Here is a 19,242-nt window from a genome sequence, read left to right on the forward strand (position 1 = left end):
CTCGCAATGACATAATCTGTCATTGCGAATGCAGCGCTAGCGGAATGTTCGCCCTTGGCGTTCCCGCAGGGTAGCAATCGCAAGGGCTAGGATTACTGAGCTTTGCTTTGGTGCGATCGCAATGATACCAGCAAGATTTACAACTCATTATATAAATCTTTCCATTCTTGATTGATGCTATTGACTAAATCAATTTTCTTTTGTCTGGAACCTGCCTTAATCTGTTTTTCTCTACTAATTGCTGTATATGCATTTCCAAAGACTTCATAATAAACTAATTTAGTAATGTTGTATTTCTTGGTAAATCCTTCTATTGTTTTCTCTTTATGTTCATCAACTCTCCTTTGTAAATCGTTTGTTACTCCTGTATAAAGCACAGTATTATATTTATTCGTCATAATATACAAATAATATTGCTTGCTCATTTCTAATCTTTATTTTTGATAGAAACTCACTCATAACAAATTTTTGTGATATTTGTCATTGCAAAATTATAAGTAAGTAGACGGACAAAAATATTTACGGTCATTGCGAGCGGAGCGTACTCCTTCGGAGAAGCAAGCTACGCGGAGCGTCTCGTAGAGAAGCAATCACAATGGCTGAGATTGCTACCCTTCGGGAACGCCAAGGGCGAACATTCCGCTTCGCTCCATTCGCAATGACAAATTAGATTTATTATTGCAAGACTTCCCAATCTTCGAGAAGCACAGCAGGTTCAAAAGGATCATCATAACGGTAAGGCTGTTTGCCACGCAAAGGATACAAATTCGCTTCTTGGGGACGAGTCTGAGTTTCTAGAATGATAATTTCAACAGCTTCCCCAGCCTGAAATGGTAAGTCCTTGATTATTAAAGTTCCGTCTTCGGTTAATGTTGTTTCAATTCGATGTGCTTTCATAGTTACTCTGCAACTTCTGAATCTAATAAATGAGTAAATGATTTCATTTGTCGTAATCCTTCCTCACGCCAATTATCATCATTCTCCCCTTCTTCTAAGTTAAATAATCTTTCTCTACACAGAATTTGCAACAACAGTGGCCAGCAGCAACTTATTGTCAAAATCCACTCTACATCTTCATCAGTGAAAGCAATCGGCGAACTTGCAATCAATTCTTGCGCTTCTGTCTCAGTTAATGCTCCCAGATATGCGGTATAGCCAAAAATATTGAAAAAAGGTGAACTGTGTCCTGTGTTTCGCGCTAGTTCTATTGGTGATTCGGGGGTAGCCAAGACAAATGCTAGATTTCCGCCTGTGTGGTTAGTCGCCAAAGACCGCAAACTTTCCCAAAAGCCATCATCTAATTCTGAACAGCGTTGCAAGCCAACGCCAATCTCATCTAATAAAATGACTGTGGGAGAATGCAAATTATCGCTGACTATCTCCATGAAACGATCTAAATCGCAAGGTGTCGGCATTTGCATCTTCAGTGATTCTAGGATGTACTTTAGCAGCCCATCTCGACTTTGCATTCGTGCATTTTGCAAGTCTACAAAAATCCAACAGTAATTTTCTGGATGCGGTAGCCAGTCAGATTTTTGCTCAGGACGCAACTGTTCTGCTAGGGTGGTGGTGATATTTTTTAGGTAGTGCAGCAGGGATGTTTTACCACTGCGCTTTTTACCGATAATGGCGGCGTTTTGTAGGGGATGGCGTTTGAGTAAGTTGAAGAGGCGTTTTAATTCTTTTTCGCGTCCAAAAAAGTAACGCGGCTGGGTGATGGGTGCGCCAGTGATGAAGGGTGATGCTTCCCCGTTAATTGGCTGAGGTTTAGGCGGTTGAGTTTCTGGTTCTTTGTATGCAATGTCTTGCCACTCGAACCCCAGTTTTTTGCTAAGTTCTACAAAATTTAGATAGTCAACAGGTTTGCCAGTGAGAAAGCTTTTGACTGTGGAGAGAGAAAATCCTGTGTCAGTAGCTAAGGACTGTTGGCTGGGATAGCCGTTACGCTGAGGTGCTGACTTGACTTTTTCAATATACTCTGGGGCTACTCGGAGCGATCGCGCCATCATTCCTCATCGAGAAACTGCTGTGAGTATATCAGATTTTTATACTAGCTAAATAGCCTTGCTGTTGAGCGATAACGTCTTGCACCCTATGAAATTATAGTCATCTTGAACTTAACCGATAATCAATTACAACTCGTCTAATGGGTGACTATTTCTCAACTCCGTTCTCAACCAGCACCAAGTTGTAATGGAAATGTAAGGAATTAAGGGCTTTAAAAATGAAACGAGAATTGGGAATTCTGCAAATTATCTTATCACTTTGCGGAGTGATGATGTTTGGTACAGTAACTTACGCTGCGATTAATATGGTGAATGGTCAATACCAAGTTGAAATATCGCTCAATACTAAGGGACTCATTATTAAGTCAGATATTGACAAAAGGCAATGCAAAGCAGTAGAAGATATTGCTCAAAAGCAAGAAAGCACAAATTTAGACCAAAAGACAATTAATTAGGAGTAAAAATCAGTAATGAGTTAGAAGTTATTGATTATAACTCATTGTGAATGAACCTCTAAGCTTCGTTGATGAACTTCTAAGCTTCGTCGATGAACCTCTAAGCTTTGTCGATGAACCTCTAAGCTTTGTCGATGAACCTCTAAGCTTCGTTGATGAACCTCTAAGCTTTGTCGATGAACCTCTAAGCTTAGTGAATGAGTCTTTGATACTCGTGAATGAACCTTTGAGCTTCGTGATTTTTTTTACGAACCGCAAAGGACGCAGAGGACGCAAAGAAAAAGGAGAAATATATCTATAAATAAAGTGAAGTAAAGCGCTGCGTTAGCTTTTGGCGTAACGCACCTACCAAAACACTAAAGGAGTAGAAATTATAGGACTTACGCATAAGAAATCCCCCAACCCCTTAAAAAGTGGGCTTTTGAGATCCCTCCCTTTTTAAAGGGGGTTAGGGGGGATCGAGGTTTCAGGTTTTGAGTGCGTAAGTCCTGAATTAATAAGGAGTTAGGAATAAATAACTCCTAACTCTTGTACAGACGCGATTAATCGCGTCTCTAATTTTTACAGCGCACAACTCAACTCGCCGGCTTTTTGACTGAAGCGGTGATTTTCCCGATAGTCCACGGGACAATCTATCACGGCGGGTACATCTTGAGCGAGAGCTTCTTTGAGTGTGGGAATCAAATCTAAAGCTGATTCAACTCGGTAGCCTTTTAAACCCATACTTTCGGCTAATTTGACAAAATCAGGATTGCTAAAATGCACAAAAGATGAGTTTCCTTTGCCAAATTGATTTTCCTGCTTCCACTCAATTAACCCATAGCCACCATCATTAAAAATTATGGTGACAAAGGGCGTACCGACACGCAAGGCTGTTTCTAATTCCTGAGAATTCATCATAAAACCGCCATCGCCTGTTACAGCAACAACTTTGCGCTTGGGATGAATCAGTTTTGCTGCTAAAGCGCCAGGAATGGCAATACCCATAGCTGCGAAGCCGTTGGAAATTATGCAAGTATTGGGACTATGGCAATGATAATGACGAGCCATCCACATCTTATGTGCGCCAACATCAGAAATGACGATATCATCTGGGCCCATCACTTGGCGTAAGTCATAAATTAACTTTTGCGGCTTAATCGGAAATCCGTCATCATGGGCATACTGTTCGTAATCAGCCCGAATCTCTGACCTTAAGCTAATAGCAAGAGGATCGGGTTTACCTTGTCTATCTGCTAATTTTAAAATTTCATACAGGGAATCGGAAATATCTCCCACTACTTCAGCGTTGGGTATATAACTACTATCAATCTCCGCCGGACTTACCCCAATATGCACAATCGGAATTTCACCATTGCGATTCCATTTCTTGGGGGAAAACTCAATTAAATCATAGCCGATCGCAATTACTAAATCTGTGTTATCAAAGGCACAGGTAATAAAATCTCTTTGCTGTAATCCCACTGACCACAAAGCTAGTTGATGTGTGTAGGGAATCACGCCTTTACCCATGAAGGTATTAGCAACAGGTATATTCAGTAAGGTAGCAAATTGCGTGACTGCATCACTGGCATGAGCGCGAATTGCCCCATTTCCGACTAAAATTAATGGGTTAACTGCTTGGCAAATTGCGGCGGCGGCTGCCCGAATGCTAGCAAAAGATGCATAAGTTTTTTCGCTATTATCCTTACGCAAAGGGTTACCTTCAACGGGCATGGCAGCAATATTTTCTGGTAAATCAATGTGAACTGCGCCAGGTTTTTCAGATTGCGATCGCTTAAATGCTTTCCGCACTACTTCTGGTGTAATACTTGGTCGCACAATCTGCTTATTCCACTTGGTAACAGGTGCAAACATTGCCACCAAATCTAAATATTGATGGGATTCAATATGCATTCTATCTGTTCCCACTTGACCAGTAATCGCCACTAAGGGCGCACCATCGAGGTTAGCATCTGCTACCCCAGTCATCAAGTTGGTTGCCCCAGGCCCAAGAGTAGAAAGACACACTCCAGCTTTTCCTGTTAAGCGTCCGTAGACATCGGCCATGAATGCTGCACCCTGTTCATGACGAGTTGTAATAAATTTAATGGAAGAATGTTTTAGCGCTTCCAAAACGTGCAGGTTTTCTTCGCCAGGGAGTCCAAAAATATATTGCACTCCTTCATTTTCTAGGCACTGCACCAATAATTCTGCTGTATTCATCTTATTTCCTAACTAGCAACGAATAAGACTGGGGACTAGGGATTGGGAATTAGGGATTGGGGACTAGGGATTGGGGATTAGGAATTGACTTTTGAGAAAATATTTCTGATGCCTAAAACCTAATACCTGTTAATCCCAATACCCAATACCCAATCCCCAGTCCCTAGTCCCTAATCACTTCACCCACACGGTTTTAACATTGACAAACTCATGTATACCTTGGATACTCAATTCTCTGCCATATCCAGAACGCTTAATGCCGCCAAAGGGCAATCGGGGATCAGATTTGACCATACCGTTGATAAACACGGCACCTGCTTCGATTTCCTTAACCAAGCGATCGCATTCTTGGTCGTTGGTTGTCCAAGCACTTGCACCTAAGCCAAAGGGTGTGTCATTAGCGAGTTTAATGGCAGCATCAATATCTAGAACCCGGAATAGCAAAGCTACTGGGCCAAAGAATTCTTCTTTTGCTATTGGTGTGTCAGTGGGGATATCTATGATAATCGTTGGCGGATAAAAGTTCCCTGGACGATCTGATAAAGGATGTCCACCGGTGAGGACTTTACCACCGCTGCTGATCGCATTTTGCACTTGTTGATCTAAATCCTGGAGAATATCAGGAGTTGCCAGTGGGCCTAAATCGGTATCTGGTTGCATGGGATCGCCTACTTTCAGCGCCTCGAATTTTTCTAAAAGCAATTTTTCAAATTTATCTGCGATCGCTTCTGCGACAATAAAACGTTTCGCTGCAATACATGATTGCCCGTTATTCAACATCCGTGCTGTAGTAGCTGTGACAACTGCTGTCTCTAAGTCAGCACTTTCTAACACAATAAATGGATCACTTCCTCCCAATTCCAAAACAGTTTTTTTAATTTGTTTGCCGGCGGCGGCGGCGAGGGATGCGCCTGCTGGTTCGCTTCCTGTCAAGGTGGCAGCTTTTACGCGGTCATCAGCCATTAAATCGGCGACTTTGGCAGCACCTATTAATAGAGTTTGAAAAGCACCTTCAGGAAAACCTGCCCGTCGGATAATATCTTCTATTGCCAAGGCGCACTGCGGCACGTTGGAAGCGTGTTTGAGTAAGCCGACATTTCCTGCCATTAGAGCTGGTGCGGCAAAGCGAAAAACTTGCCAAAAAGGAAAATTCCACGGCATCACCGCGAGAATCGCACCCATTGGTTGATAACGTACAAAACTCTGGTTGGCATCAGTTTTTATACTGACATCAGCTAGAAAATCAGGGGCGTGTTCAGCATAGTAGCGACAGACGACGGCGCATTTTTCGACTTCCGCGATCGCAGCTTTAAATGGCTTACCCATTTCTAGAGTCATCAACTCAGCAAATTCTGCTTTGTCTTGCTCTAAAATATCAGCAGCCTTTTGCAGCCAGTGCGATCGTTGAGAGAAACTAGTCTGGCGATAGTGTTCAAAAGCCTGATTAGCCAAATCGAGTTTAGCGTTGATTTCTACATCGTTGAGCGGCTCAAATATTTGAAAAGTCTCCCCAGTGGCGGGATTAATGGTGGCGATCGCCATTACCTGACCTCCCGTTAAATAAATAGCTTCAGGTAGGCTTCCTAGTGTTACACAGATCAATTTTGGAAGCTACACCCAAATTTTAGTCTTTTAACCCAGAATTAGTTGCTTAATATTACAATTTCGCAATTAGTTTTTAAATAAAATATACAATTTTACTGTGTATTTATATTGTTAAAATTTACAATTGTCATTAGTCATTAGTTAGTTGTTTTTCAATGCACCATCCCTAAAAATTAATGATTGGACTAATAATTGTTGGCACTTGCTGCAAATTTGTCTGATAAACCTTTACTAATCGCTCAATACCTTTGAAACGATAATCTCCCATTTCTTGGAAATCTGAGGGTCGTGAAAGCATTTTGTGGGTGGCTTCACTAATCACGCATTCACTAGGGGGACAAACTACTTCCATACGAGCAGCAAGATTAATCGTCCCGCCTAATGCTGTATAATCAACCCTTTGGGAACTACCGACATCTCCCACAACAGCCTTACCGCTATTAATCGCAATACGTAATTGAAGAGGTTCGTGCCAAAAACCATTGGCATTAAGATGTTTGAGACGAGTGAGCATTCCCTTGGCAGCACTAACAGCGCGATCGGCGTGATCTAGTTGCGGTTCTGGAGCGCCAAAAAATGCCATAATACAATCGCCAATATACTTATCTAAAGTGCCGCCCCAAGTAAACACTTCTTTTAGCATTTCTTCAAATAAATTATTTAAGAGTTGAGCGATCGCAGTTGGTGTTAACTGTTCAGAAATTGCCGTAAAGCCAACCAAATCTGCAAACAAAATACTGATTTCGCTCTCGGTGGGAGCTAAACGACCACTTGGTAATCCGCCTATAGATATCAACTGCTGTACGACTGCTGGAGAATGGTAGCGTTCTAGTCGGTGACGAATCATCTCTTCAGTTTTGAGTTTCTCTACTAATAGCCAACGCTGCACGCTAGAAGCCACAAGGTTTGCTAAAGCTGAAAAAAAGCTGAGTTCTTCTTCGCCTTCGTTTGCCCAATGGTAAGAAGAAAGATTGGCATCGGCATACAGTACGCCCACAACTTTATTTTCATCCCATAAAGGCACCGCCATCGCGCTACGAATGCCTTTGACTAAAATACTTTGTTCACTAGCAAAGCGTTCATCCTGATGGGTATCAGCAGTTTGAATAACAACTTTTTCGTCAAATACCTTTTGACAGATACTACGACTAATCCAACTACCATCAGAGGGAAGTTGTTTCTTTTGAGAAATATTTCTAGTGGCAGCATTCACTAATTCTAACTGGCCGGAACCATTGACATCAATTAATAATCCCAAGCGATCAATACTATCAAGGTAACGAAAAACCACTTGTTGCACTTGGGAAAAAATCTCTTCTATAGATGCCGCCGCACAGAGATTTTTAGCTATATCTACTAAGTCTTTGAGACGGGCAATGGTTTTGTCCTTATTATTGATGTTGCCATCTTTGCTATCAGGTGCAATCCATTGCTGTTGCAATTGTTCGACATTGTGAAGGATTGTTCTTTGCTCATTAGTGTCCAAAGTTGCGGGATACTCAGGTGTCGATTGTGAAACAGCGCTTGTGAGCAACACTACCAGGCTAACATTGCCCAGCCAAAGGATATCGCCGTGATGTAACTCTTGGGGATAGCTAACAAGATATTTATTGACTTGCGTCCCGTTTTTGCTACCCAGATCTTCAATAGTCCACACACCGTCAGCCGTTTTCACAAGGCGAGCATGGTTGCGGGATACTCCAGCAAAAGGTAAGTACAAGTTACATTCCGGCAAACGGCCAATTGTAAATACATCTTGCTCAACTGCGATCGTTGTGTCGGTATCTCCCTCTTGTAGGCGTAGCGTGAGTTCAGTCATGAGTGTGATAGATTCATCGAAGCTAAAGGTGCAAGCATCTGTGAGATAAGTTATACCCTACAGATTAACCTTCACCTTTTGTTTATGACACTGTTAACTGCATTCCGACAACTGTATGTGACAGATATTACATTTAAGGAGACAATTTTCCTAGAGATTCAGTTCAGAGGGGGTTTGAATCCCATTGTGAAGGGGAACCACTAAATTTTAAATTTTGTGAGCCAGCGCAGTGAGTTCAGCACTGTCCAGAGTTGTCAGAGCGGCAAAAGCTACCGCTGTGAACTTCAAAGAGGGGTTTCCTGGAGCAAATGGGCTAGTAGTGTGCGGCGGAAATAAACCGAGTATTATATGGGATAATTAAGCCAGTAGATTAAAAGCTTTTTTCGGTAACAAAGAATCCAGGGTATGGCAAGATTAGCACCAAAAGAATTAAGTTTGAGTGATAGTGAGGGGAATGAACTGCAAGAGTTGATAAACCGACACAAGACAGCACAGCAAATCGTCATCCGAGCCAAAATTATTATCCTGGCATCATTAGGGAAAAATAACGGCGAAATTGCCCGAATATTAGATATTAGTCTAGATATGGCTGGTTGATGGCGAAACAGATGGTTAGAGACACAGGAAACCGAATTATCAGTGGTTCAAAAATTACAAGATTCTGAACGACTTGGCGCACTATTTTAATCAGACAATGGCTAAACCTTTTAAGTGGACATATAAGGGTAAAGTTTTAGCTATCTAATACTTGGTTTATTTCCGCCGTGCTGTACTAGTTACTGATTTAGGCTCGCACCTTGGTGTCAAAAAGAAATAAAATCCCCTCCAGGAATACAAATGGGAGGGGAATATGCTTAATGAAATTATTGCCATCTATGCTATCACTGATGACTTATTGACGGCGATGCCTGCGGCGGGCTACGCCTACGGGCATGAAGATGATATTCGATGTGAAATGAGTGATGCAGAAATTATTACAACGGCACTGATTGCGGCAATCTTCTTTAGTGGTAATCAGAGTAAAGCTTGTGCTTACATGAAAGACCATAATTTGATCGTGAGAATGTTGGAAAAATCACGATTTAATCGGAGATTACACAGGCTCTCAATGTTAATTAATGATTTATAGCAGTTCTCAGTTGAGTGCAATATAGTAACAACAGTGGGTGAACCATCCAATAATGTCTTTTTTTGTGACTGCATTGAGGGCATTTGTAATAGCCTCATCTAACTCTTGATATGTTCTAGCAGCTTGGGAACGCAAAAACTCTTTCACTTTCGACCAACAGTTTTCAATTGGTGAAAAATCAGGAGAGTAAGGAGACAAGTAAACTAATTTTGCCCCAACAGATTCAATTGCTTCTTTAATACCTATAACCTTATGGGAACTGAAGTTATCCATAACTACACACGCACCTGGCCAAAGTTTAGGAACCAAAACTTGAGTAACATAAGTGTAAGAAGTTATTTTTTCTTCACTACTATATGCAGTTGCACTCAAGACATTTTTTAATCTTTGTATATCTATTTCAGAAACAGTGCTAGCAATGATAAATGCTAATCGTTGTCTCTCAACATTTTCTATATCTTGGCCATTTTTTAAAGTCGTAGCAGGTAAAATTTGAACGTCTTCGACTGCAATTCCTAATACTTCAGCCAAATGTCCTAATTTGAATAAAACTTCAATTTCTTCAATACTTTTTGGCAAACCTTCTAGGATTATTTTAAGGCTTCCTTGCTCAATATCAACTATTTTTATAGAAGTATCTTTAGTAATTTCCTGTAGAAGGGCTACAATAGCTTTTAATTTTGGTATGTCAACTTTAGCAACACTGCCAGCCATAGCATAGATTAATCTTTCTTCTTTAGTTGACTTTTGTTCTTGATTTACAGTCATTGGGGAATTTGTTATCTCCGTAATGCTATAACCGTCTTGTTCTGTCTGTTTAAAATTACCTATTCCAGAAAATTTCTTAACTGCTCTTTTCTTGTTCCTTTTTTTTAGCAAAACAGGAGTAAGATGTTCAGAAATTCCCAGTAATTGGAGTTCTACTCGACCAAATTTGAAAGCTTCGTCAATAGTACGCTTCGCTCCTACTGCTTTATAGAAACCAACGGCAAATGCAATGGCAGCTGTATCTCCAATTGCTTTATTCATACCAACAACATATGGAATATGTTTAACAATAGCTTTAGCTTGAATTTCTGAATAGCAGCAATTTAAAACTACACAATTAACTTGTTCAGCCAACAACTTAAAAAGTGCTGTTAAAGCATCAGGTTGTATCGGATGTACTTTTCCTAATATATCTTCAAAACAAAGTTCACCCGTACTTTTACCATGTCCAGCAAAATGCACAATCTGAGGATTGATATCCAAGAGCGCTTGGCTGATATCACTTGGACGCACAGCTTCACGTGACTCTAGCAAGAATTTCTCTCGGAATTGAGCTAATTGCAATCTCTTACGGATATTTCGTAACTCTTCACCTAACCGTAACCTTGATGCTTCAGTAGGCTCGGCTGATAAAAATAGAATTTTGATACAACTATCAGTGTTTGACACTTCACTGGATACCTTACTAGCTTTCATCCCGTCAACTTTTCAGTACAGAATTCAATAATTTGTATTAGCTCTCATACCTCATAAACTCTGTGAAGATGCCTTATCGAGATCCCCAAAAATGAGCTTCTCAATAATCATTGTGACTGAGAACTTGTTTGGTCAAAATCTTTTTCATCTGTAACTAAGGCTTCCAGCCTTTTCAAGAGTGTCTGCACTTGTTTCCACTTTGGGGGATTTTCTCAAACTTTTGACTGAGTGATGCGACGGGTAATCGTTTGAATTGTAGCTTGGGGAGACTCAGGATCTACTGAAGGTTGGGCTAAAAGTAGCCAAGGTGCATTTTGCCGCCATGCGTCGTCTGAAAATCATACTCAGACTATGTTTCAGAAAAAAAATGACTTTCATCTAAAAATTAGAATTTGACAGGCCAGATTCGCTACTTTTATTCGTACCATTTGAACCCCTCTAATTTTTAGAAGCTGAAACCCTTCTGGCTACGTGACAAAACCCTGTGCCAAATAACTTAGACTTTTACTGGTACAGCCAAAATAAGCTTTTTCTCCGTTTTTTGGTGACAAGAGCGATTTTATTTCTGTAACTCTTTCACAGCAGGGTTTTCAATGTTCGCGTGGCCGTAAAATGTGTCTTCGCTATTTTTACCCCCTGTACTAAGCTGGAAGCTCGAAATATCGGCACTCCTTCTACTAGCTCGATGCGGACAGCACCATCTAATGGTAAACTGTTGGGCAAGTGTGACAATTTCATAGGTAAATTGGTTGTCATGGCATCTATCTGAAAATATACAGTCTTTGTTTTAGTAGCGTCAATCTCACCAATTACTTTCTCCAAACTGTCGGTGAGATAATTTTGGCTGACTTGTCATCTAAATAGAAATTGTAAACAGGTTCTCCTGATAATTCACAACGAAGCGGCTCAAGAATTTTAGTGAACGGATTCCAAACTGCTGTTACAGTCCGTTTCGCTTTCTTCCTTTGCAACTCACACTGAATATGTACCGTAGGGAGATGGATAATCATTGCACTGTGCAACCAAGCTTCTACACTCATTGCATAACGCTCTTGGATATCTAACAATTTTCTCTCTAACTCTCTATTAGTGGCTTCAATTCGTGCTAATTCCAAATCTAGTTCATCACCAATCAATTTTTTTAACTCAATCTTGTTGCGAATCGAGTCGCTAATCGTGTTGTAATAATCCTTGAGTCTTTCTTCATCCCTAGCTCTTGCTCTTGTTAATTTAGCCTGCCAATTATCTAGAGATTTTCCAATCAATATTGCACTTTGATGTTCGATTAACCTCAACAAATCTTCAATTGGGATCGCCAATGGTGTCTCTTGATGCTCCATAGTCATTAGGTCAGACTCCCAAAACAAAGCATCACCAATTTCTACTGGTGTTACTCCTGTTATTTCATTGATAATGAACGAAACTAAACCAATCCTTTTTTCGGAAGCCTGAGCTGTGTAAGCCACATTACACAAGATGTAACGAGTAATTTCTGGTTTAGCATCTAAAAAACGAATTAAGCCATTTTGAGGTGCGAGTCTCTCCAATAAAATTTTCTCAAAGCCTGTGTTTTTCAGATGTCCATCGATTTTAACACCCAACGCACTAATAAGTCCTTTAACAGCTAATAGTTCAGATAGCTTATTTAAGACTTCTGAATGATAAGTAACAAAAATACTTTGGGGTACATCAGCAATAGTAGTAAAAGTAACTTCTTCTGGGAGCGAAAGCAGCGATGCTATATTTTCAGTCAACAACACATTCAAAATGTGTTCTCCAGCAGGTTCTGCTATTCCATCATGCAGAGAAACAATTTTTTCTAAGGTAGCAATAATTGGGTCTGATAACATATTCAGTCAAATCAATTTCTCAAGCTTCAAAATCTTCGCCAAAAATCTGTTCATCCAATTCTTGAATTTGCTGATACTGGTTTTTGGCTTTCAACAAATTATCTGCCAATTGCTCGAAGGCTGTATCTAATTCGGGCTTGACTTGATGCTTGAGCCAGATATCCATAACAATTTCACTAAAGTCAAATTCATCATCCACGTTCCCTAAAATTGTTTCAATCTCTCCGACCACTAGTTCAAACATATTAATTTTGTCATGCAAGATCCGCAGAATATACTCTTCGATACTGCCCTTGAGACAAAAGTTAAAAATAAAAACATCCTGGGTTTGTCCAATGCGGTGGATACGACCAATGCGCTGTTCTATTTTCATTGGGTTCCAGGGGAGGTCATAATTAACGATCGCGTTCGCAAACTGAATGTTACGTCCCTCTCCCCCTGTTTCCGATGCTAAGAGTACAGAAACATTATCCCGAAATGCGGCTATAGCCTCATCTTTCTGTTTAAGGGACATCCCACCCTGAAATTCTGCAAAGGGGATATTTGCTGCAAGCAGAGTTTTAGCCAAATAGGTGCTAGTTGCTTTATGGGTTGTGAAGACCAAGGTTTTCTGGGAAGATTTTGAGAGCATCTCTACCAATACTTTTGCTTTCTCGACGTGCTTCACCTGGGCTGCTCGTCTTGCTAAAGACTTCAGTTCTTCATCGGGTAAGCGAAGAGTCAGTTGCTTGAGGGAGTCGGCCAAAGCACCAGGGGATGAACCAGCACGCATTAGCAAATTGGTACGGGAGAGTCTGTCTAGTTTGTCCTCTGAAGAACGTAAATACTCGCTCAAGTCCTGGTAAAGTTTCTCCTCACCTGCTTGGGAAGTAACGGTAATTGTGGTGGCGAAGCGTTTGGGCAGTTTGACATCTACTAGGGCGCGGGTATTTCGTACCATGACTTCCCGCATGAGAGAGCGTAACTTTTCGGGATTTTTAGGAACTCGCCCATTTCTGGAATCTACGTATTCTTTTTTAAAAGCGGCTTCTGTTTGTAGTAATCCTGGTTTGAGGAGGGTGAGCAGATTAAACAGTTCAACAAGGGAGTTCTGCACTGGCGTAGCAGTGAGCATGAGGATAAAGCGCTTATTGAGGGCGTTGACCAGTTTCCAGTTGAGGGTAGTGCGATTTTTCAGGTGGTGGGCTTCATCAACAACTACCAAGTCCCAAGTGCGACTGGTGACATGGGGATAATGTTTAGCAGATTTAGCCGTGTTTAATGAAGCAATAATTCGGGGATTATTCGTCCAAAATTCGTCTATCGGTTGTTGCGGATCACGGTTATCTGTGGTGATAGTAGCAATATTAAATTTGTCACTTAACTCTGATTGCCACTGCGAAACTAGGGATGCGGGAGTTAACACCAGCATGGACTGTACCATACCCCTAGCTAAGTATTCGGCTATGATTAGTCCCGCTTCAATGGTTTTGCCCAATCCGACTTCATCCGCAAGCAATGCACGTCCACCCAGTTGTCTAAGTACTTTTCGGGCTGTTTCAATCTGATACCAGTATTTGTCAATAGCAGTGAGGGTTGGCAGGCAAATTAGCTGGTCATAGTCTGCCATTACGGAGAGGTTGAACAGGTTTAAACGCGCCTCGTAGAAGTTGAGCGGGTCGTATTTCCCAGCTTTCAGGGCTTCAAAGGCAGTGTCAGAATTGAATTTGAATGTATAGTTTTTCTCCATGATGCGCCCCTACCAGCTACTTTTGACCACTCCACAGACACCTAACAGCGATCTTCCCCCATAATAAAACTGTTAAATCTACATACAGTGAAGTTATATAAAATCTACTGGAATTTCTATCGTATTAATAAACTTTTTTCATCTGATACACGTAAACTGGAAACTAAAACCGAGCCAGTTGACCAAACTTAAACGTATTTTTCTAGGAACAAGAGCCAGTGTCAACTTATGACCATCTTTGCCGCATTATTGCCCTGTTTAATCAGGCGGGTGGTGTCGCCAAATCGACACTGACCCAAAACCTGGGATACCACCTAGCCAAACGAGAACACCGCGTTCTCCTCATCGACATAGACCCCCAAGCGTCCTTGACCAAATTCATGGGGTTAGTGCCATCTCAGTTACAAAAAACCATTGCTGATGCCATTATCGATGAGCAGCCCTTACCGATTCATGACGGCATTCACGGCATGGACTTGGTTCCAGCTAACCGAGTCCTAAGCAGAGCCGAAATGCAGTTAGTCAGTGCTGCCATGCGTGAGTTGCGCCTCAAGGAAGCCGTTGAATCTGTTCTAGATGACTACGACTTCATTCTTGTAGATTGTCCACCCAGCTTAGGGTGTGTCATCAAATAGGTATCAATCTATTTTAAAATTAATAGCCGAAAGAGAATTGAGTCAACAGGGAGGAATGTGATCGTGACACGTCGCTATGCCTTGCGGAATGACCAGTGGGAGCGCATCAAAGACTTAGTACCAGGACGGAAACAGACGCTCTTGAGTAACAGCCAAAGATAATAGATTGTTCGTGGAAGCTGTACTTTACCGCTACCGAGCAGGTATTCCGTGGCGGGACTTACCCGAAGGATTTGGAGATTTTCGAGTAGTTCATACCCGTTTTAGCCGATGGGCAAGGCGTGGGGTGTGGCTTGATGTATTTGAGGCGCTAGCCTCGGATGCAGACAATGAATATGCAATGATTGACTCGACCATTGTACGTGCCCACCAACACAGTGCCGGAGCAAAAGGGGGGATGCTAAGAGCGAAGCCATCGGTCGCACTAAAGGTGGACTAAGTACGAAAATTCACGCCCTGGTCGATGCCTTGGGTAATCCAACTGGCTTTCATTTGACTCAAGGACAAGCATGTGATCTTGATGGAGCCGAGGTGTTACTCGAAGACCTTGCAGCCGATACACTGATTGCAGACAAAGGATACGATGCTGATGAGTGCGTAATTGAACGACTTGAACAGCATAGCAAAACGGTGGTAATTCCGCCCAAACGCAATCGCATTCTCCAACGTGAATATGACAAAGATTTATACAAAGCACGACATCTTATTGAGAATTTTTTTGCCCGACTCAAACAATATCGAGCGATGCCTACGGCGGGCTACGCCTACGCCACACGTTATGATAAGCGAGCCATAAACTTTCTCGGCGCAATTTATCTTGCTGCTACCGTTATCTGGCTTAATTGATGACACGCCCTAGCACTTAAAGTTAACCCTCTTTTGTCACTCTCGGAAAACAATAATCGAAGTAAGATTCTGAAACTTTGAGTTGGTAAAGCTTTGAGCCAATATTATCTAACAGTAACTAAAGTTTGTAGCCAAAACCTGAAAATTAAAGCTCCGAAAAGCTTTCAGCGATTGGATTCTCCCAAAGTGACAAAAGAGGGTTAAGAACGTCACCTGTAATGGTCTTCTCCTCAGGGGAGACACCCGTCGTAGGATGCCCGAACGCGAACAGCGTCTCCTGTCTTGAGAAGGGCTGTAGGGCGATAGCGCAGCTGTCATTAGTGTCAACTTAAGTCCAAACCCAGCTATATGTAGTTTTCATAATAGCTTGATGAATTCTTCATAATTTAGTGCTCATAATTATCTCCTGGTAAATAATATAAAAGCAGCGTTGATATCCCGTGCACTTCAAAAGTAGGTTTAAGCATCTATTAGTAGTAATTAGTAATTCATACTTAGCACGAACAACTAATAAAAAAGTTGAGGTGCTTACTCTCAACAATTATTGATTTATTGGAACTAACTCTCTTTGGTGCTATCCATTACTAGTCATAATAATCACATAGAAGCTGATGAATCAACGTTGGATTTTTCCTAAAGCATTTAATTTGCTGATTGTCATTGCTAGCATTTTATTAGTGCTATTAGCTACGCTTTATCCATTTAATTTTTCTATCCCAGATAGTTTTTCCCTGCCAGAAATTTTTGCCAGTTTTAACAATGCTAGTGATTTTCAAGACCAGATAAATAATTTTTTGCTGTTTATGCCTTTAGGTTTTGGCTTCACTAGACTCTCGCAAAAACTAAGGATAAAACCAAGAGTGCAAATTTTCATAGTTACCCTGGTGAGTGCTAGCTTATCCTTAACAGTTGAAGTTTTGCAAGTATTCCTCCCCTCAAGAATGCCTACTCCTTCAGACATTCTGAACAATACTATTGGTGGATTTATTGGTTTGATTTGCTTTTATCTATGGAATAGTCAAAGCTTTAATAATACTGTTGCATCTATAGAAAACAGCAGAGCTAGCCGCTCAGTTAAACAGATAGGAGTATTTTTTATTGGATATATATTTTTAACATTTATGATTTCGCTACTTTGGCAGAGTACGATAAATTTGAGTAATTGGGATGCCAATTATCCACTGCTAATTGGCAACGAAGAAACGAGGGATAGACCTTGGCAAGGATATATGTCTAAAGTTTATATTGCTGATCGAGCCATTTCAACAAATGAGGTAGCACAAGGATTAGCTGATTCAAGTTACTTTAATAATCTTGGTAATTCTCTAATAGCTAATTATCAATTCAAGGGAAAATGTTGCTATAAAGAACAGACTGGACAATTGCCAGAACTATTGTGGCAAGGACAGCCCTCAGATACGCAGGAAGGTAAAGGTGTTTTTTTGAGTTCTAGTCACTGGCTAAAAACAGCTACTCCTGTCACAACTCTCAGCAAAAGAATCAGTAAAACATCTGAATTTACACTCAGCACTACCCTTGCTACTGCCAACTCACAGCAGTTTGGCCCTGCCCGCATTATTTCAATTTCTGGCAATTCCCTACGTCGCAATTTGACGCTAGGACAGCAGGGGAATAACTTAGATTTTCGATTAAGAACGCCGATGACTGGAGAAAATGGAGCAGACTTAACACTAAAAATACCTCATATTTTTACAGACACTAATACTCATCAGATAATCATCACTTATTCTAGAGCAACTATCCAAGTATATGTAGACAATCTACAGAATTTTTACTCTTTGAATTTATTGGAGTTAATGCCTAAAAATCAGATAATTTTTTACTATGCACTAACTTTTATTCCTCTAGGCTTTTGCTTAACGATATTAACTCTTCTAGCAAAAAAAAGATTGATACTTTCTAAGTTATTGATTTCTGGGGGGATATTAATACCTTCTCTAATATTGGAAGGTATTTTAGTAAGTAAGAGTGGTAAAAACCTCAGTCTAAAAACCCTATTACTAGGTATGTTATTTACAGGAGGAACTATGTTGATTTTGAGAGTGCGGGCTGCTCAATTAAAAAGGATAAATTAACAATTGTTCATTTTCTGTCACCCTGATTTAATTGGGTGGTAATTCCAAACTAATTTCACCCAACAAACCCTTGCGAAAATCTGTTAAAAGTTGCCTTGCAGCTCGCTCTATATCACCTTTGTAACGATGCTCCGCCAAGGCGTGCAAATAGATATCTCCAGTGTCGGATATCGAATCGAGTTGGTAGCGGGACTGTAATGGTTTCTTCGGTAACAAGTCTGTGGCTACAGCTTCCAAATAGTTTAGTAAATCCACTAAGGCTGCTGCTACTAGCTGATTATCATAAGATGCTTCACCGATATCATCACAAATGGCTAATTTCAATGCTGCGTCTTGGTCTTCCAATCTTACAGGAATGACACCAGGAGCATCTAGCAATTCCAAATGTTCGGAAATTCGCACCCAGCGCAGTTGGCGAGTCACTCCAGGACGGGCAGCACTTTCCACTACTCGCTTTCCTAACAGACGGTTAATCAAAGCTGATTTACCGACATTGGGAAAACCAATCACCACGGCCCGGACTGGACGGGGTAACATCCCACGATCGCTTCTTCTTTGATTGAGTTCTACCCCAACGGCCTGCGCTGCCCGTGCCACTTCTGTTATACCTTTACCATGTTGAGCGTTGGTAAAATAAGGGACTTCTCCCTGACGTTTAAACCAATCTATCCACAGCGATCGCATTTGCGGCGTAATCATATCTACTCGGTTAAGTATCAACACCCGTGTCTTCCCCTCCACCCACTCACCTATTTGGGGATGGTGAGTCGCTAAGGGAATCCGGGCGTCTCGGACTTCAAACACCACATCTACCCGCTTCAACTGTTCTTTGAGCTTCTTTTCAGCTTTCGCAATGTGACCTGGATACCATTGAATCAGGTTTAATCTATAGTTTTGAGTTATAGCCATAGTCGATTACCAAATAAATTATTATCACTTATCAATTATCATTCACTATGGCTTGATGTAAAATCAGACGGTTGCCATCAGGGTCATAAGCATAAATTTCTCTGCCGTGGTCAGCAATGGAAATGTCTCCTGGTGGGGGATAGCCCAAAGCTGTTAAGTGAGCGATCGCATCTTCTAAGTTACTCACCTCTAAACACAAACTTATCTTACTTTTGGCGCTCGCTTCAAATTCCAATTCATTTGTGTTCTTGGGTTTAAAAATACCTAATCGCATACCAACCAAATTAAACTCAGCATAGATATTCGGAATCAAAAGAATTGGCTTTTGCTCCAGCAACTTAGTATAGAAATTCACTAACTTCTCGCAATTAACCGATGCTATGGTGACAAATGCGTTAGTGTACTGGAAAACCATATTTGCCTTTCGCCTTTTGAACTTTTCAGTTACATAGCATAGACAGGCAAGATGTCAAGCTTAAAGGATGTTTTAAAAG

The 19,242-nt window shown here is 41.1% G+C and carries 16 protein-coding genes and 3 pseudogenes; 7 read left to right on the plus strand and 12 right to left on the minus strand.

Features of this window, described 5'->3' with window-relative positions:
• Positions 1-137: 137 nt before the first annotated feature.
• From V7L29_RS24670 to V7L29_RS24680, 3 genes are all read right to left on the minus strand, one after another.
• Positions 138-425 carry a GIY-YIG nuclease family protein gene (locus V7L29_RS24670; protein WP_334688020.1) on the minus strand — a complete coding sequence of 96 codons (288 nt, stop codon included), beginning with the start codon at positions 423-425 and terminating at the stop codon, positions 138-140.
• Positions 426-675: 250 nt separating this feature from the next.
• Positions 676-897, minus strand: coding sequence for a hypothetical protein (locus V7L29_RS24675; protein WP_334688021.1), 222 nt, complete (start codon positions 895-897; stop codon positions 676-678).
• 2 nt (positions 898-899) lie between these two features.
• Positions 900-2,009, minus strand: coding sequence for an ATP-binding protein (locus V7L29_RS24680; protein WP_334737101.1), 1,110 nt, complete (start codon positions 2,007-2,009; stop codon positions 900-902).
• Between the two features lie 215 nt (positions 2,010-2,224).
• Here V7L29_RS24680 and V7L29_RS24685 point away from each other — a divergent pair, with 215 nt between their 5' ends.
• Together V7L29_RS24685 and V7L29_RS24690 are read left to right on the plus strand one after the other, a co-directional pair.
• A complete protein-coding gene (locus tag V7L29_RS24685) occupies positions 2,225-2,461 on the plus strand; it encodes a hypothetical protein (RefSeq protein WP_292723056.1) in 237 nt (78 codons plus the stop codon).
• 46 nt (positions 2,462-2,507) lie between these two features.
• Positions 2,508-2,762 (plus strand): hypothetical protein, encoded by a 255-nt coding sequence (locus tag V7L29_RS24690; protein ID WP_334737102.1) that lies wholly within the window; start codon positions 2,508-2,510, stop codon positions 2,760-2,762.
• A 260-nt stretch (positions 2,763-3,022) separates the two neighbouring features.
• Here the strand turns inward: V7L29_RS24690 and V7L29_RS24695 are convergent, their stop codons facing one another.
• From V7L29_RS24695 to V7L29_RS24705, 3 genes are all read right to left on the minus strand, one after another.
• A complete protein-coding gene (locus tag V7L29_RS24695; protein WP_334688156.1) occupies positions 3,023-4,666 on the minus strand; it encodes an acetolactate synthase large subunit in 1,644 nt (547 codons plus the stop codon).
• Positions 4,667-4,840: 174 nt separating this feature from the next.
• On the minus strand, positions 4,841-6,208 hold the full coding sequence (locus V7L29_RS24700; protein ID WP_334737114.1) for an NAD-dependent succinate-semialdehyde dehydrogenase: 1,368 nt from the start codon (positions 6,206-6,208) through the stop codon (positions 4,841-4,843).
• 229 nt (positions 6,209-6,437) lie between these two features.
• A complete protein-coding gene (locus V7L29_RS24705; protein WP_334688155.1) occupies positions 6,438-8,090 on the minus strand; it encodes an adenylate/guanylate cyclase domain-containing protein in 1,653 nt (550 codons plus the stop codon).
• Positions 8,091-8,495: 405 nt separating this feature from the next.
• On the opposite strand from V7L29_RS24705, the gene V7L29_RS24710 reads away from it, so the two are divergent.
• Both V7L29_RS24710 and V7L29_RS24715 read left to right on the plus strand, forming a co-directional pair.
• Positions 8,496-8,687 carry a hypothetical protein gene (locus V7L29_RS24710; protein WP_334737103.1) on the plus strand — a complete coding sequence of 64 codons (192 nt, stop codon included), beginning with the start codon at positions 8,496-8,498 and terminating at the stop codon, positions 8,685-8,687.
• A 253-nt stretch (positions 8,688-8,940) separates the two neighbouring features.
• Positions 8,941-9,216 (plus strand): annotated as a pseudogene (locus V7L29_RS24715) (IS982 family transposase); the annotation flags it as partial.
• Positions 9,217-9,225: 9 nt separating this feature from the next.
• Here V7L29_RS24715 and V7L29_RS24720 read toward each other — a convergent pair.
• The 4 genes from V7L29_RS24720 to V7L29_RS24735 form a co-directional block, all read right to left on the minus strand.
• A complete protein-coding gene (locus tag V7L29_RS24720) occupies positions 9,226-10,683 on the minus strand; it encodes a transposase (protein ID WP_334737105.1) in 1,458 nt (485 codons plus the stop codon).
• 576 nt (positions 10,684-11,259) lie between these two features.
• Positions 11,260-11,439, minus strand: coding sequence for a hypothetical protein (locus V7L29_RS24725; protein WP_334689199.1), 180 nt, complete (start codon positions 11,437-11,439; stop codon positions 11,260-11,262).
• Positions 11,440-11,492: 53 nt separating this feature from the next.
• Positions 11,493-12,533, minus strand: coding sequence for a hypothetical protein (locus V7L29_RS24730; protein WP_334689195.1), 1,041 nt, complete (start codon positions 12,531-12,533; stop codon positions 11,493-11,495).
• Between the two features lie 19 nt (positions 12,534-12,552).
• On the minus strand, positions 12,553-14,262 hold the full coding sequence (locus V7L29_RS24735) for a DEAD/DEAH box helicase (RefSeq protein WP_334689194.1): 1,710 nt from the start codon (positions 14,260-14,262) through the stop codon (positions 12,553-12,555).
• 218 nt (positions 14,263-14,480) lie between these two features.
• Between V7L29_RS24735 and V7L29_RS24740 the strand changes: the two are divergent.
• The 3 genes and pseudogenes from V7L29_RS24740 to V7L29_RS24750 all read left to right on the plus strand — a co-directional run.
• A pseudogene (locus tag V7L29_RS24740) lies at positions 14,481-14,882 on the plus strand (ParA family protein); the annotation flags it as partial.
• Between the two features lie 78 nt (positions 14,883-14,960).
• A pseudogene (locus V7L29_RS24745) lies at positions 14,961-15,743 on the plus strand (IS5 family transposase).
• Between the two features lie 611 nt (positions 15,744-16,354).
• Positions 16,355-17,839, plus strand: coding sequence for a VanZ family protein (locus V7L29_RS24750; RefSeq protein ID WP_334692064.1), 1,485 nt, complete (start codon positions 16,355-16,357; stop codon positions 17,837-17,839).
• Positions 17,840-17,866: 27 nt separating this feature from the next.
• Here V7L29_RS24750 and ylqF read toward each other — a convergent pair whose 3' ends face one another.
• Together ylqF and V7L29_RS24760 are read right to left on the minus strand one after the other, a co-directional pair.
• Positions 17,867-18,748 (minus strand): ribosome biogenesis GTPase YlqF, encoded by an 882-nt coding sequence (gene ylqF / locus V7L29_RS24755; protein ID WP_334737106.1) that lies wholly within the window; start codon positions 18,746-18,748, stop codon positions 17,867-17,869.
• Between the two features lie 31 nt (positions 18,749-18,779).
• On the minus strand, positions 18,780-19,163 hold the full coding sequence (locus tag V7L29_RS24760; RefSeq protein ID WP_334693549.1) for a VOC family protein: 384 nt from the start codon (positions 19,161-19,163) through the stop codon (positions 18,780-18,782).
• Positions 19,164-19,242 lie beyond the last annotated feature (79 nt).

The organism is Nostoc sp. (assembly GCF_036916575.1).
GTDB lineage: Bacteria > Cyanobacteriota > Cyanobacteriia > Cyanobacteriales > Nostocaceae > Nostoc.

Excerpts from the sequence above, each read along its gene's own strand:
- V7L29_RS24670 (WP_334688020.1), bottom strand. The coding sequence starts at position 425 with ATGAGCAAGCAATATTATTTGTATATTATGACGAATAAATATAATACT.
- V7L29_RS24675 (WP_334688021.1), bottom strand. The coding sequence starts at position 897 with ATGAAAGCACATCGAATTGAAACAACATTAACCGAAGACGGAACTTTA.
- V7L29_RS24680 (WP_334737101.1), bottom strand. The coding sequence starts at position 2,009 with ATGATGGCGCGATCGCTCCGAGTAGCCCCAGAGTATATTGAAAAAGTC.
- V7L29_RS24685 (WP_292723056.1), top strand. The coding sequence starts at position 2,225 with ATGAAACGAGAATTGGGAATTCTGCAAATTATCTTATCACTTTGCGGA.
- V7L29_RS24695 (WP_334688156.1), bottom strand. The coding sequence starts at position 4,666 with ATGAATACAGCAGAATTATTGGTGCAGTGCCTAGAAAATGAAGGAGTG.
- V7L29_RS24700 (WP_334737114.1), bottom strand. The coding sequence starts at position 6,208 with ATGGCGATCGCCACCATTAATCCCGCCACTGGGGAGACTTTTCAAATA.
- V7L29_RS24705 (WP_334688155.1), bottom strand. The coding sequence starts at position 8,090 with ATGACTGAACTCACGCTACGCCTACAAGAGGGAGATACCGACACAACG.
- V7L29_RS24710 (WP_334737103.1), top strand. The coding sequence starts at position 8,496 with ATGGCAAGATTAGCACCAAAAGAATTAAGTTTGAGTGATAGTGAGGGG.
- V7L29_RS24720 (WP_334737105.1), bottom strand. The coding sequence starts at position 10,683 with ATGAAAGCTAGTAAGGTATCCAGTGAAGTGTCAAACACTGATAGTTGT.
- V7L29_RS24725 (WP_334689199.1), bottom strand. The coding sequence starts at position 11,439 with ATGACAACCAATTTACCTATGAAATTGTCACACTTGCCCAACAGTTTA.
- V7L29_RS24730 (WP_334689195.1), bottom strand. The coding sequence starts at position 12,533 with ATGTTATCAGACCCAATTATTGCTACCTTAGAAAAAATTGTTTCTCTG.
- V7L29_RS24735 (WP_334689194.1), bottom strand. The coding sequence starts at position 14,262 with ATGGAGAAAAACTATACATTCAAATTCAATTCTGACACTGCCTTTGAA.
- V7L29_RS24750 (WP_334692064.1), top strand. The coding sequence starts at position 16,355 with ATGAATCAACGTTGGATTTTTCCTAAAGCATTTAATTTGCTGATTGTC.
- ylqF (WP_334737106.1), bottom strand. The coding sequence starts at position 18,748 with ATGGCTATAACTCAAAACTATAGATTAAACCTGATTCAATGGTATCCA.
- V7L29_RS24760 (WP_334693549.1), bottom strand. The coding sequence starts at position 19,163 with ATGGTTTTCCAGTACACTAACGCATTTGTCACCATAGCATCGGTTAAT.